Origin of the sequence: Paenibacillus sp. FSL M7-1046, from assembly GCF_038007405.1 — a bacterium.
GTDB lineage: Bacteria > Bacillota > Bacilli > Paenibacillales > Paenibacillaceae > Paenibacillus_AQ.
In genome coordinates, this window is record NZ_JBBOXB010000001.1 from 2,482,796 (window position 1) to 2,497,197 (window position 14,402).

Annotated in this window: 14 protein-coding genes; 13 read left to right on the forward strand and 1 reads right to left on the reverse strand. The window is 48.3% G+C overall.

All coding sequences use genetic code 11. The annotated features are described in order from the left end of the window. Positions 1-4: 4 nt before the first annotated feature. The gene (locus tag NYE29_RS10835; protein WP_076113769.1) at positions 5-1,108 is read right to left on the reverse strand and encodes a glycerol dehydrogenase; all 1,104 of its coding nucleotides are present in this window, start codon (positions 1,106-1,108) and stop codon (positions 5-7) included. Positions 1,109-1,483: 375 nt separating this feature from the next. On the opposite strand from NYE29_RS10835, the gene helD reads away from it, so the two are divergent. From helD to NYE29_RS10900, 13 genes are all read left to right on the forward strand, one after another. Beyond that, entirely contained in the window at positions 1,484-3,907 is a 2,424-nt protein-coding gene (gene helD / locus NYE29_RS10840) for an RNA polymerase recycling motor HelD (RefSeq protein WP_076113768.1), read from the forward strand. Between the two features lie 91 nt (positions 3,908-3,998). After that, positions 3,999-4,481, forward strand: coding sequence for a GyrI-like domain-containing protein (locus NYE29_RS10845; RefSeq protein ID WP_076113767.1), 483 nt, complete (start codon positions 3,999-4,001; stop codon positions 4,479-4,481). A 234-nt stretch (positions 4,482-4,715) separates the two neighbouring features. Further along, the gene (locus NYE29_RS10850) at positions 4,716-5,300 is read left to right on the forward strand and encodes a response regulator transcription factor (protein ID WP_076113766.1); all 585 of its coding nucleotides are present in this window, start codon (positions 4,716-4,718) and stop codon (positions 5,298-5,300) included. Between the two features lie 189 nt (positions 5,301-5,489). Then, entirely contained in the window at positions 5,490-6,524 is a 1,035-nt protein-coding gene (locus NYE29_RS10855) for a radical SAM/SPASM domain-containing protein (RefSeq protein ID WP_076113765.1), read from the forward strand. Between the two features lie 14 nt (positions 6,525-6,538). After that, a complete protein-coding gene (locus tag NYE29_RS10860) occupies positions 6,539-6,826 on the forward strand; it encodes a PqqD family protein (protein ID WP_038598046.1) in 288 nt (95 codons plus the stop codon). Between the two features lie 27 nt (positions 6,827-6,853). Beyond that, a complete protein-coding gene (locus NYE29_RS10865) occupies positions 6,854-6,997 on the forward strand; it encodes a hypothetical protein (RefSeq protein WP_156130981.1) in 144 nt (47 codons plus the stop codon). A 53-nt stretch (positions 6,998-7,050) separates the two neighbouring features. Then, entirely contained in the window at positions 7,051-8,310 is a 1,260-nt protein-coding gene (locus tag NYE29_RS10870) for a M16 family metallopeptidase (RefSeq protein WP_340895932.1), read from the forward strand. A gap of 9 nt (positions 8,311-8,319) precedes the next feature. Beyond that, a complete protein-coding gene (locus NYE29_RS10875) occupies positions 8,320-9,540 on the forward strand; it encodes a M16 family metallopeptidase (RefSeq protein WP_340895933.1) in 1,221 nt (406 codons plus the stop codon). A gap of 26 nt (positions 9,541-9,566) precedes the next feature. Beyond that, positions 9,567-10,598 (forward strand): radical SAM/SPASM domain-containing protein, encoded by a 1,032-nt coding sequence (locus NYE29_RS10880; protein ID WP_340895935.1) that lies wholly within the window; start codon positions 9,567-9,569, stop codon positions 10,596-10,598. Positions 10,599-10,618: 20 nt separating this feature from the next. After that, entirely contained in the window at positions 10,619-10,936 is a 318-nt protein-coding gene (locus NYE29_RS10885) for a YciI family protein (protein WP_052092395.1), read from the forward strand. 23 nt (positions 10,937-10,959) lie between these two features. After that, positions 10,960-12,198: an MDR family MFS transporter gene (locus NYE29_RS10890; RefSeq protein ID WP_340895937.1), complete on the forward strand. Its 1,239-nt coding sequence runs from the start codon at positions 10,960-10,962 to the stop codon at positions 12,196-12,198. A gap of 31 nt (positions 12,199-12,229) precedes the next feature. Continuing rightward, positions 12,230-12,886 carry an MOSC domain-containing protein gene (locus NYE29_RS10895; RefSeq protein WP_340895939.1) on the forward strand — a complete coding sequence of 219 codons (657 nt, stop codon included), beginning with the start codon at positions 12,230-12,232 and terminating at the stop codon, positions 12,884-12,886. 351 nt (positions 12,887-13,237) lie between these two features. Continuing rightward, positions 13,238-14,353: a response regulator gene (locus tag NYE29_RS10900; protein ID WP_340895941.1), complete on the forward strand. Its 1,116-nt coding sequence runs from the start codon at positions 13,238-13,240 to the stop codon at positions 14,351-14,353. Positions 14,354-14,402: the final 49 nt, after the last annotated feature.

The following is a 14,402-nucleotide window of genomic DNA, read 5'->3' on the forward strand; positions in this document are numbered from 1 at the left end:
GATTTTAATTATGATAATATTCTGCCAATGCATTTGCCGCAATGATGGCCTGGTATACGTCATCAGGAGTTACGGGATGTGGCATATTGCCCATCGTGTCTCCTTCGGCACATGCATCTTCCGCCACTTTCCGCCATTCTTCCTCTCTAAACTGATCCAGACCGAGATCTTTTAATGTTAAGGGTAAGCCCACTTCTTTGATGAAGTTGATGACCGTTTCCACTTCTTCTTTGGGTGCACTTTCTAAAACAAGCTGTGTTAATAAACCAAACACTACTTTTTCGCCATGCTGTGCATGATGCAGTGATGGAACAGCGGTCATTCCGTTATGAATGGCATGAGCAGCGGCTAAACCGCCGGATTCAGCCCCCACACCACTTAAATAGATGGTGGCCTCAATTGTTTTTTCAACGGCAGGAGTGGAAACTTTATGATCAACCGCTATCTTCGCTTGAAGGCCATATTCCAGAACAGTGTCATAGCACATCTTGGCGATACCTAATCCGGCAAGCGAGGGTTTCAAATTGACCAGATTATCACCATTTTTCTGGTAGCAGGCGCGTGCTTCGAAATAGGTGGCGAGCGCATCTCCAATTCCAGCGACAAAAAAACGGGTTGGAGCACTTGCTAAAATATTTGTATCTGCCAAGACCACATCCGGATTGGTTGGCAGGAACAGATAGCGGTCAAACGAGCCGTCTGTTTTGTAGATGACAGAAAGTGCGGTGCAGGGGGCATCAGTTGAAGCGATGGTTGGGAAGATAACCACAGGCAAATGTACATAATAAGCGGTGGCTTTAGCAGTATCTAATGTTTTCCCGCCGCCAATACCCACAATCACATTAGCTCCTGATTTTTTAACCGCTTCACAATGCCTATCGATTTCTTCCTGAGTAATTTGCAGATTAAATTTCACGAACTCACTCTGCTGTCCAGCTTCTTCAAAGGATTGACCCGCCTCTTTCGCTGCACGATCCAGAATGAATTCGTCACAAATTACATAAGCATGGTCACCATAAGTAGTGGTATACGTAGATAGTTCGTTTAATAAGTGGTGACCTACTATAAATTTCTTGGGGGACGTGACTGATTTTACCGATCGTTTCAATTTAACCACTCTCCTTGTTTTTAGAAATTATCTACTGCAGGTGAGCTGATTATGCATTCAATGATTGGGTTTGTTCCCTGAAAAAGAAAACAGCCCCTCAGATTGAGGAGCCTTCATAAGAATCACGTTAGGTTAAGTTGCAGGAATTTCAAGGCCCCTGGCAATTAAAAACCCCGGCAAATCTGCCGGGGCTAAATATGTATAAATGGAGTTGTGCACACAGAGGTATTATGATATGATTGGAGAATTACTAATCATTTATTTTGCGAATCGCCTAATAATCCTATCCTATTTACAACTTAATCTTACCACACAGTAATACGGGTTGTCAAACTTTCATTTTACAAATTCGAATGAAGGAGTGTATGCAGGAAGATGATAAGTGCGGAGGATTGGAAGCAAGAACAGGAACGGCTGAAGCGGGTTATGGAAAAGCTGCAAGCAAGGATCAGCGAACTGGAGCCGGAGGTGGCCGGGCTGCATGACCAAGTGGTGGACATCCGCAAGCTATTCTGGGAAGAAGTAACTGTAAACACAAGCACTAGCGAAGATTTTGAAGAGACCTTCTACAGTATCAGGCAGCAGGAAGCTTTATTGTCCGAACGGGAGCGAAGCCAGCGGTTGCGCGCGCAGCAATGGAAAAACATGAAACGGCTGCTGTCCTCTCCCTACTTCGGACGCATCGATTTTCATGAGGATGGCTTGAACACTGCCGAGCAAGTCTACATCGGTGTGTCATCCTTCATTGACTCAGATGGCATGAGTTTTCTGGTGTATGACTGGCGTACTCCGATCGCTAGTATGTATTACGATTATTCACCGGGCGCGGCCGGATATGACACGCCGGGTGGAGCTATCGCTGGACTGATGCAGCTGAAGCGGCAGTATCAGATTCGCGGAGATCAACTGCAGAATGTGTTCGACACGAGCTTAACGATTGGCGATGAATTGCTGCAGCAGGTGCTTGGCAAGGGTGCGGACAATCAGATGAAGAGCATCGTCGCGACGATCCAGAAGGAACAGAATGCCATTATCCGCGATGACAACAGCCGGATGCTGATCGTGCAGGGGGCGGCTGGCAGCGGGAAAACCTCGGCTGCCCTGCAGCGGGTGGCGTACCTGCTGTATAAACACCGCGAACGGCTGAGGGCTGACCAAATTGTGCTATTCTCACCTAATCCGATGTTTAACAGTTATGTATCTACCGTTCTTCCTGAACTCGGTGAAGAGAACATGCAGCAGACGACCTTCCATGAATATCTCGATTACTGGCTTGGCAGGACGTTTCGTTTAGAGGATCCCTTTGACCAGATTGAATATGTGCTGGAAGAACAATCTGACCGCGGGTATGAAGCCCGGCTGAAAGGAATCCAATACAAGGCATCTGTGGACTTTCTTCAAGCGCTCCAGAAGTATGCGCAGGGGTTGGAGGGGAAGGGCATGCGATTCATAAGCATACGCTTCCGGGATCGCGATTTGATCACAGCTAAGCAAATGGAATCGAAATTTTACAGCTATGATTCTTCCATTCGCTTATCCAACCGCATCACTTTGCTGCAGGAGTGGCTGCTGCGTGAGCTTTCTCTGCTGGAAGACAAGGAACGTGAGGCGTTCTGGGTGCAGGAGGAGCTAGATTATCTTGACAACGATCAGTACGCCGAAGTGTTTAATGAACTGCATAAAGACAGGGGAGTGTTTGACTTTGCCGAACAATATGAAGAAGCCCGCGAAATGCAGCGCGGCAAGCGCAGGCTGGACGAGGGCGATTTCGATTATGCTGAGCGGGAGGAAGCACTGCTGCGCCGGATGGTCGTGAAGGAGCAAATTAAACCGCTGAAGCGAAGTGTGAAGCGGATGTTGTTCATAGACATGATCCGGCTGTACATCCAGTTCTTTGAAGAAGAGAATGCTTTGGCGAAGATGACGAATGAAGCTGGAGTTTCCCTGCTCTGGCCGGAAATCTGTCAGCAAACCAAGGAGAAGCTTAGCCGGTCCGAACTCTTCTATGAAGATGCGACACCGTACCTGTACCTGAAAGAGCTCATCGAGGGCGTTCGGGTGAACACGGAGATCCGGCATGTATTCGTCGATGAGGGTCAGGATTATTCGATGTTTCAGTATGAGTTCCTCAAAAAAATGTTTCCCCGTGCCCGCATGACGGTGCTTGGCGATTTCGGTCAGGCTATCTTTGCTCAGGCCACAGAACTGCACGGCGAAGATTCACCGCTCATCGGATTGTATGGCGAATCTGAAACGAGCTTATTCCGTCTGGTTCGCAGTTACCGGTCAACACGTGAGATTGTGGAATTCACGAAGTCTTTATTGCCTAACGCCAAGGAGATTGTAGCCTTTGAACGCAAGGGCAGGAAACCGCTCCTCTCTCAGATGGGCAGCGGCGGGCAGCGGGCAGCAAGAATAGCTGAGCATCTTGCGGCGCTTCAGGCGGAAGGCTTGGTCTCCATCGGGATCATCACCAAGACAGCGGCCGAAAGCAAAGCTGCTTATGATCTCCTTACAGCTCAGGGCTGCCAGGGGTTGAAGCTTGTGACGAAGAGTACGCCCAACTTTGAGAAGGGAACCCTGATCCTCCCCGTATATCTCGCCAAGGGCGTTGAATTCGATGCCGTTCTAATCTACGACGCATCTTCGCAGACGTATCATCTGGAGAGCGAGCGCAAGTTATTCTATACCGCATGCACGCGTGCTATGCACCGGCTTTTGCTCTACACAACGGGAGAGTGGACCCCATTCCTTCCGGCATCGGATAAGTCCTTGTATGAGGTAGAGCAAATTCAGTGATGAATACTAACCAAGGATCTCTCTTCATAAACATGACAGTCAGATGTCGAGTTTCTCCATGTATACTTTGGAGAAAGGAGAGGATTCAACCATGAACACTTATACGACCCACAAGCCCAAGCTGATCATTACTGGAGTGGCTGTACGTACAACAAACGCTGAAGAAACGGGACCGGACGGACGATTGCCACAACTTTGGGACACCTACTTTCAGAGCAATCTTGTTTCTGCCGCGGGGGTCAGAAATCCTCAATTCCTATACTCGTTGTATACGGATTATGAAAGCGACGTGAACGGAGCCTATACAGTTGTAATTGGACATGAAACAGATAATGAATTCGTCCAGGATGATAATAATCATGCGGTTGTAGAAATACCCGAAAGTAAGTACATCGTATTCACGGCAAAGAAGGGACCTATGTATGAAGTGGTGCCTGAGGCGTGGCGGGAGATATGGACCTATTTCAAGCAATCGCCGGAGGTGAGAACCTATACGGGCGATTTTGAGCTTTATGATTCCAGGAATTCGGATCCAGCAAACACAGAAGTGCAGATTTATATAGCCATTAAATAGCTGGATAGCATGTTAAAACGCTACTGACATAAGGCTGTCAGTAGCGTTTTTGTATACTTAGATCAATAGATGATGTAGACAAGTACCCATTAGTATCTTTGTGATGAAGAATTGACAGTCTGGAAAGCAATGCTATAATCAAATAAATAGAAAATAATGCAATTATTTTTTCTTTTTGGAACCTGCATCCAGACAAACTTCACTAATCACTGTTTGGAAAATGGGGGTAAAGAGATGGGAGAGCTCAAAGCGCCTTTCGTAACCAATGTAGAGGATATGAGTTGGATCAGGCGCACTTCTGACTGCTATTTTATCATTGATGAGACTGGGAAAGTCTTACAATGGAGCGCGGAGCTTGGTACGCTGCTTGGTATTTCGGCCACACAAGCGGTCGGCAAGGCCTGCCGTTCCCTTGATCTCTTCAGTGATTCTACCGGGAACAGCCTCTGTAAAACCTGCCAGGTTCTAAGTGCTGCAGAACATATGAACAATTGCAACGGATCACGCAGGGTATTTGTTCAACGTGGTTCGGTCCGGGTTCCTTTCCTGAAGAATATACGGGCCAGCAGCTACGATAAAAGGTTAATCTGGGTGACCCTCGAACAGGCCGCGATTTTTTCCCTGATGGAAAAGCTGACTTCTCAAGAAAATAAAGTGCTGGGCCTATTATCCAGAGGCCATACAACGCAGCAGATTGCTATAGAGCTACACATTTCTTATACTACGGTACGAACCCATATCCGTAATCTTTTGAGCAAGCTTGGGGTACACAACCAAAAGGAAGCCGTTTCTCTCTTTTTTGCCGAGCTGCTTAAATAATAATTAGTGAGTAATAGAAAAGGATCATCTCCCGGTAGTTGACTGAGGGGGTGATCCTTTTTGCGGCTTAATATCCAAATTATATTATAAAAATACCTCAAATGTACGATCCTTCTTCTTCTAATATATGTTAATTTAGTAGCACATATTGAAAGCCGGGAGTAAACAGTCCCGGTGAGGGAGGGAAATATGAGTAATATTGCAGCAATACAGGATCAGTTCAAAGCTCCGTTCTACCTGGTCTGGGAGATTACACTTTTGTGCAACGCCAGTTGTGTGCATTGCTATTCAGGCGCAGGCCGCCGGCACCCCGACGAACTAGACGCAGAAGAGGCTCTTTCCGTAGTCGATCAATTAGCTGAGGCCGGTGTCCTCCTGCTTGGACTCTCTGGGGGAGAAGCTCTGCTCAGGCCCGATTGGATGGACATAGCCTCCCGTGCTTCGTCGAAGGGGATGATGGTTTCGATCGGCACCAATGGAGCCGTGATTGATGATGAGATGTGCCGCCGGATCATCGAGGCAGGAGTGTCCGGGATTTGTGTCAGTATTGATGGAGCAACGGCGGAAGTGCATGAGCAGGTGCGCGGTGTCAAAGGACTGTATGACAAAGCTGTTAGCGCTATAGAAACATTAGTGAAGCATGGGATTAATGTAACTGTTGGGTATACGCCGACCCGGCTTAATTTCAGGGATGGCCGAAAGGTCGTAGAATTGGCCGCCCGACTCGGTGCAAATGGAGTGAATTTATCTGAGTTCATTCCCACAGGACGGGGAGATCAGGCATTGGCGCTTACGCCAAATGAGCTTCGCGATGTGATTGTGGAGTGGATCTCCATGCAGCAGGAGTACGCCGGAAAGCTGAAGATATACTGGCATGACTGCCGTGTTGCACTGATGCTGCCGCCAGAGCAGGCAGCACAATATATAGGCTGTGGTGCAGGTTATGTTACCGCCCGTATCACGGTTAACGGTGATGTCACCCCTTGCGTGACTTTACCGCTCACAGCAGGCAATTTGCGTGAGCAGAGCTTCCAGGACATCTGGAGCTACTCGCCGGTCCTAGCGAATATACGGGATAGGACGACAAGAAACGAAGGGAATTGTGGCACTTGTGAGCATAAGTTCATCTGCGGAGGATGCCGCTCTGCGGCATTAGCCTATCATAACGATGCTTCAATGGGCGATCCTTATTGCTGGGTGGTTCCTGAAGCAGTTCAAGTGTAGAAGGAGAGGATAAGATGCCAAATTTAACTTCGGATACGGTACTAACACTCGCATCCAATATTGTTACCCGCAAAGAGGAAAATAGCAAATACGTGGTGTACAACCCGGCTACGGACGAGCTCCATGTGTTGTCACGTCTGGCCTATACCATATTGAAGCTGTGTGAGCAGCCCGCCCGGGTTGCCGAGATTACGGGGCTTGTTGAGGAATCCATTCCAGCCTTCCAGTGTGACCAGGGACGCGGGGAAGTGAACGGATTACTTCAGAAGCTATTGAAACGAGGCTTGCTCCAGGCAGCCTGACCAGCCCTATAGAGAGGAGGTGAGGAAATGGAAGCAACCAGAGAACTGCTGTGGGACATCGCCCGTGACAATATGGCGGAAATGGAAGACGCTGATTTGCTGGCAGCCATTCAAGAACTGGATATTGTAGATTTAGGGGAATTATCTGTTATTGCCTGGAGAGTAATTTAGCAAGCAAGGAGCCTCGGGCGCTGCCGGAGGTTCTTTTTACAAGGAGGCAGCCAATGGATCAGAGCAGAACAACCTGCCGGAGGTTAAGCAGTGGATTGGAAATTATTCATCTTCCGTTAGCCGGTATGAACACGGTATCGCTGGGTCTGCTTTCGGGTGCGGGTGCAAGGCTGGAAGCAGAAGATGAAATAGGCAGTTCGCGGATTCTCGAACATTGGATATGGCGAAGAGAACAGAAGGAAGAAGATCTCAATGATATTTTGGCGGATTTCGGAGCTAATTTGAAAACCTCATCCAATATAGAATGGACACGCCACTGGACTACAGTGCTTTGTGATCAATTTGAGCCGGTCTTCAAACTGTTTTTGCATGATATTCTGGAGTTTGATTTGTGCCCTGAGACCTTTGCGGCCAGCAAGGAGTATGCAGCAGTTCTTTCAAGTAAACGCCGGAAGGAACCAAATGCGTACGTAATGGATGTATTGCGTGAAAAAATGTCCGGCGGTAAAACGATCGGACGGTCAGCTGTAGGCCGGGTTGAAGATATAACGAAGCTGGATTTCCCCAAGGTGAAGAGCGTCTATGAACGTCTTTATGTGCCAAATAATTGTGTGGTTGTTGTAGTTGGAGGCATTTCAAAGGAAAGACTGGGGAAGCTGCTGGATGAAATCGGTGAAGCCGGCGCTGAACAGGATTCACTGATCGTTCCCCGGGAAGAACCCCCTTATTGGCAATCCTGTGCGTATTCCATCGAACAGGAAGGCAGACTCGTTCATCTGGCAGCAGCGTTGCCCTGTGTATCCTGCAGACATCCTGATTTTTTCTCATTTGCTGTGTTGTCACAGGTGCTGGGTGGAGGAGACGGTTCCAGACTTTTTGAAAGTATCCGGCAGAGAAAAGGGTTGGCCTATCAAGTGCGGAGCAGCTTGATGTCCTTCAGGGACACGGGACTCATGACCTTTTATCTGGCCACCGGACCGAATTCCGTATCCTGGGCGGCATCTGCTATCGTTCAAGAAATGGAGCAAATCAGGAATAACGGAATGAGCAGGGAGGAGGTCAAGGCCGCCCAAAACCAGCTTTTAAACCAGATGGTCCTAAGGTCAGAGAGTACAGCTTCCAGAATGAACACGCTGTTGACCGCCTCATGGTATCCGGGATACCCCGGGACGTTAACGGCCATGAAAGAAGCCATAAGTGCAGTTACTCCGGAGGCTATTCAGTCCGCATTACAGAACGCCGTCCCGGCTGCAGAAATGGGTCTGGTGACGTTGGGTCCGGTATCCGCTTCAGCGTTAGTATTGAATCATTAGGAGGACGTTATGGCCCACTCGCAGTGGAAGTATCCAAATGGTCTGAACGTAATCACGGAGGATATGCCTTCAATGGCAAGTGTGACGGCCGGATTTTTTGTACTGAGCGGGGCAAGACATGAGTCCCCGAAACAGACAGGTATAGCACATGCGCTGGAGCATCTGCTTTTTCGGGGGTCGCTGCTCTATCCGAAGGGAGCCATGAGTCCCGAGTTCACTCAAATGACAGGGACTATGAATGCTTTTACCACCTGGGAATATACTTGCTTCTACAGCCGTTCCACCCCTGAAGAATTGCCCGGAATCTTTTTTCCATTAATGGATATGATTCGTCAGCCTCTATTGCGGGAAGAAGATTTTGGTCTGGAACAGAATATTATCCGCAAGGAATTATCAAGACAATTAGAGGAACCGCGGAGCAGACTTACTCATGCGCTTCATCAATACGTGTATCCGGGACGTCTCGGCAAACTGCTGATTGGTCTCGATGAAGATATTCTAAAACTGAGCGCTCTGGAGCTTAGAGAATTTCACCTGCGGCATTACATTCCCTCCAATATTCTGCTGGTGATTTCCGGCAGCCTTGAGAAATGCAGCGGACTGGAGTCCTGCCTGCAAGCTTTACAGGATTGGGAGGAGCCTATGCTTCCGGTCGGGCTTGAACAGCCTCTAATGGCACAACCTGTGGTGGTTAACCTTTCGCAAAAGCGTGCAGATCTATGTTACTCAGTGTGGGCCTGGAGTCTCCCGCCGCTTGAAGATAAAGAACATTACGCAGTCCATTTACTATGCACCTTGCTGGGCGACGATAATTATATCGGCTCAAGACTTTATAATGTGATCGTTGCCCCTGGATTCGCCCAGCAGATCACCTGTGTATACTCCGTATTGGGCGGCAAAGGACTGTTCAAAATCTATGGTTTGGCAAGGTCAGCTCAGCTGGAGGGGATCCGAGAAAAGATGCTGGCCGAGCTGCGCCAGATGGAGGCTGGAAGGATCACACCACGCGAATACAACCGTGCCAAGCAAAAAGTAAAAACACAAATGGCCCTGGATGCTTCCGTATCCCACAGCCGTTCGGTCTCAATTGCCCAGGCCTGGATGCGTCATAGACGTATGGTTCCTCTGGACGAACTCCTGACATTCATTGATCAGATCAGTATAGGTGACCTTCAAAATATAATTGCGCAGTACTTTAACAACCAGGAGTGCTTTGAAATATACGGATAATCACAAGAAACGGAGCTGGTCTAAACATGGTGGAGGAATGGTTCCGCTATCCTGTACATATGGTCTGGTCGGTTACTAATTTGTGTAATGCCCACTGCATACATTGCTCGTCAAGCTCTGGAACCTGTCTTCCGGGAGAACTGGATCAGGCGCGGGCTTTGCAGTTAATTGACGAGCTGGCGGATATGGGTTGTATTGATTTGGCCTTATCTGGCGGAGAGCCGCTGCTTCGGGCGGATATCGAACAGATCATCGAGCATGCCGTTCATCATCATATGCAGGTGGGTCTGGGAACCAACGGCTGGGGTCTGAATCTGAAAAGAGCGAAGGAATTAAGAGGATTAGGACTTCAGCGCATCCAGATCAGCCTCGATGGCATAGGCCAGACGCATGATGAAGTGAGAGGGCTGAAGGGGCTGTTTAATCGTGTGGAACGTGCCATTGGTGCTTCTCTGGAGTCAGGACTCCAGACACATATCTGCTTTACTCCCCACAAGGAAAATGTGCATCATACCGAGCAGGTCATTGAATTTGCCTTATCCAAAGGAGTCCATCTATTCAATCTGTCCCAGTTCGTGCCTGTAGGCCGGGGAAGTCAAAGCATGGACTTGCTTCCCGAGCAATGGAAATCATTGGCGATGCTGTGGGTGAACAAGAGGGAGCAGCTTAAAGGGCGTATGAAGTTCAGCAGCCACTTGGCGCAAATGGCTTTGGTTGATCCCACTTTAGCCTGCCAGGAGGGCTTCCGAGGCTGCCAAGCCGGTATGGCGCAAGGGTATATTTCTGCAGATGGTTGGGTCACTCCCTGTGTTATGCTTCCGGTACATTTAGGCAATGTCCATGAGCGTCCCTTAAAAGAGATTTGGGACAGCTCTCCTGTTATCCAGCAATTGCGTGACCGGAGCAACCTGGGCGGAAACTGCGGACAATGCGGAATTCGGGAAAAATGCGGGGGCTGCCGCGGGGTTGCTTATGGCCTGTATCACGACTATTTAGCTGATGATACGCACTGCTGGCTGCATTCCGCACCGGAGTCTGCAGATCGGATCACAGTCTAATAAAAAAGGGGAATGTACAAATGAGCTATGTTACCAGAGATGAAGATATTCGTTATGTTATTTTGCTCAGCCATGCAACGAATGAAAAAATGAGTCTTGAACTCATTCGCGCCCATGTGAACCATTTACGGGAGCTTGACCGGGAGGGGAAGCTGGTATTGTGCGGGCCGTTTACGGATTATGCCGGCGGTATGGTCATTATCCGCGCTGCGTCCAGAGAAGAAGCGGTGCAGATAGCAGAGCGTGATCCTTATGTCCTTTCGGGCAAAGAGAATTATGAATTGCGCACCTGGGAGTTGTCGCTTGAGAGTAACGGACATATGGGCATTGTTGAATAGAATGAAGAGAGGTTGATTCTTTCATGCGGCTTACGTTTTCTTATTTTAGACGACATGACCCCATACTATGGATTCGAGTGTTTGGAACCGGATTATGTGCATTAACTACATTTATGATCCGGCCTTTTCTCATTTTTTATATTTCGGATAAGCTTGGTGGAACTGTGCTGATGCCTTTGCTGGTTGTAGGTCTTCAACCGCTGGCGGGAATTATGCTCAGCTTCTGGGGCGGGGGGCTGGCTGACCGTTACGGGCGCAAGCCGGTTATGCTTGTATCATTGGCTATTCAGGCTTTGTCCATGTTTGGTTTTATATTTGCCGATACCCTGTGGATGCTGATTCTGATTTCTGTACTTGGGGGTATGGGGATGCCGATGTTTCTGCCAGCAGCCAATGCCCAGATTTCTGACATTGTTCCCGAGGAGAAACGTGCGGAAGCATTTGCCCTTATTCATGGTGCAGTCAATGTTGGCGGTGCGCTGGGGCCTTTGCTGGGCTTGGCCGTGTATCTATTGAACCAGAGTGTTATCTTTGTGATTTGTTCGGCTTCTTTTGTTTTGTTTGCTTTGCTCATTTGGTGGAAGGTGCCGGAAACACGACCGGAAGAGATCCTGCAGCCCGATAAGCTGGCGGCCCATTCGACCAGACTTCCATACCGGGAACATAGATTGTTGTACCTGTTGACCTTGTTCGCGCTTCCTGTGGGATTACTGTACTCACAGGTGGAAACCACTCTTCCGCTGCATCTGAAAACAAACTTTTCTAACGCATCCTCCATCTTTGCCGGACTTATGACGATTAATTCTATTGTTGTGATTCTGCTCATGGTCTGGCTGCCAAAGAAGACGGAAAACAAATCACCGCAGTCCATGATATTGATAAGTTATGTGCTGTTTGCCATCGTAAGTCTGGGTTATGGATTTGCTGCATCTTTCCTCGTATTAGTGGTCACGGAGCTGATTTTTACCGTAGGCGAAATTATAGGTATCATCCATTTGCAAAAATATGTTTCCATTGCTGCCCCTGCAGGTATGAGAGGAAGATATAACTCTATCTTTGGCTTATATATGCAAATCCCCAAAATCCTCGGCCCCATTTGCTTCGGACTGATCTTTGAGCATTTTGGCGGGGGAATGATGTTTTCGCTTGTCGCTGGTCTGCTGGTTCTCTGTGGAGTGGCCATCTATCAACTAATCCGTAATGCACAGAATCAGAAAGTCGCTCTAATGCAAAAGGAGCTGCAGACGGATACAGCGGTTTAAGGAGAGTGGAATCAGAATGCAAATCTGTTCTGTGAACATTGGAAAAGCCGGATGGATTGAATGTGAAGGGAAACGCGTATTGTCTGCGATCACGAAGATACCAACAAAAGACCAGGTGTTCTTATCCGCTCTAGGTTTGCAAGGAGATGAACAGGCGAATAAAATCAGACATGGTGGACTAGACAAAGCGGTTTGCGCTTATCCTGAAGAATATTACGATGACTGGGAACAGGAGCTATGCATGGAGCTTCCCTTTGGTTCCTTCGGAGAAAATCTAACAGTACAGGGTATGAGGGAATCGGAAGTACATATCGGCGATATTTTTATGTGGGGGGAGGCGTTGCTTGAGGTTACCCAGCCCCGCCCCCCATGTCATAAGCTGGCTAAAAAGTTTGGCAAACCTCAACTGCCGCTCCTTTTTCAAAATCTGGGGAGAACCGGTTTTCTCATGCGTGTTCTGCAGGAAGGGTGGGTTAGCATGGAGAGCCAATTCGTTTGCTCCAAAACTCATCCCTCTCAAATCTCCATTGCGATGGTCAATGATGTTATGTATAAGGATATACGGAATAAAGAGCTGCTCACGGCTATTTTACAGGTGGAGGCCTTGTCGCCAAGCGTTAGAACCACTTTCAAGTTAAGGCTGGCAGGGCATTATGAGGATTCTACGAACAGGCTGCAAGGGATGTAAATTGAGAAGCTGCTTCGATCACACAAAAAACGCCTTCACAGTTAGAGCTGCGAAGGCGTTTTTTGTGTGAAATTTTCAACATTAAATCATGTGCGAGGGCGGGAAAGGATTTTTGACGATAATTGTCGAAACTTGTTGTATAGGTTTTTCGAGGCGTATCCGGTTGAAGGGTATGGAAGATTGCCCGGAAATTATTCGGGTAATAGTAGCATAATGCGGCTAGACTGCCCGTTTTTTATAAGCGGGTCTGAATATGGAGAGAGCAGGGAGGGGGAATGGACAAGTGCCCAACTTTGAACGAAGGCCTCAAGAGACGGGAATTCCATTTCATAAGGAAACAAGTGATGTTCGATGCTAAGGATTGTCTTACTGGATGATGAGAAGCCTGCGTTGAACGTGCTGAACAAAGTGATCGGGGGAAGAGACGATGTGCAGGTGGTCGGCGCATATATGGACCCTTCGGAGCTGCTCAAGGATATAAAGGGACTCAGGCCTGATCTGGTTTTTCTGGATATCGAGATGCCGGAGATGAATGGGTTGGAGCTGGCCGCCCGTTTGCTGGAGCTGCAGGAAGACATCGAGGTCGTGTTTGTTACCGCCTATCGTGAATATGCCCTGGAGGCTTTCGGGGTGAATGCGCTGGATTATTTATTAAAGCCGGTGGTGCCGGACTTGCTGCATCGTACCATAGACAGAGTATTGAAAAGAAGGACAGGGACAGCCCCCGCAAAAGCGGCAACAGCTGCTTCCCGGATTGTATGTTTCGGAGGCTTTGAAATATACAAAGCGGATCATGCGGAACCCATTCGCTTCCCTACCGCTAAGGCGGAAGAGCTATTTGCCTATTTGCTGGTACACCGGAATAAGTATATTTCCAAATGGACGCTATGCGACAGTCTGTGGCCGGAAGTTCATTCAGCGGAGAAAAGCGATCATAATCTGCATACGGCAGTGTACCGGATGAAGAAGACGCTGCGGGATACCGGAATTGGAGTACGTATTTCCTCCCAGCGTGGGTCCTACCGGATGGAATGCGAGGATATTTGTGATTACGTCATGTTTGAGCAAGCCGTTACCCATACGCTTAAGATGGACAACGGCAATATTGAAGCCTTAACGAAGGCGGTTCAGCTCTATAAAGGATCGCTCTTCGGAAACAGGGATTATCCCTGGTGCGAGGCGGAGCGGGAGAGGATGTCCCGGTATTTTGCCAGCCTCTCTAAAAAGTTGGCGAAATTGCATTTGGAAAAACGCCAATATCACGAGGCGGTTGAAGTCCTCCAATCCGTGCTCAGCTATGTACCCTTTGATGGTGAGGCGCATGAAATTCTTCTAAGGACTTATATACATTTACATGATAGAACAGCATTCTTTGCACACTATGAGAAAATGGAAAAAAGCTTCAAAGGGGAGTTGGGCGTAGAACTTCCGGAAGTGTTGAGACAATTATATGCGGATTTGCTATGAAATTCAGGATTTCGGACCTCAAAAAGGGAACGAAATCCTTTTTTGTTGT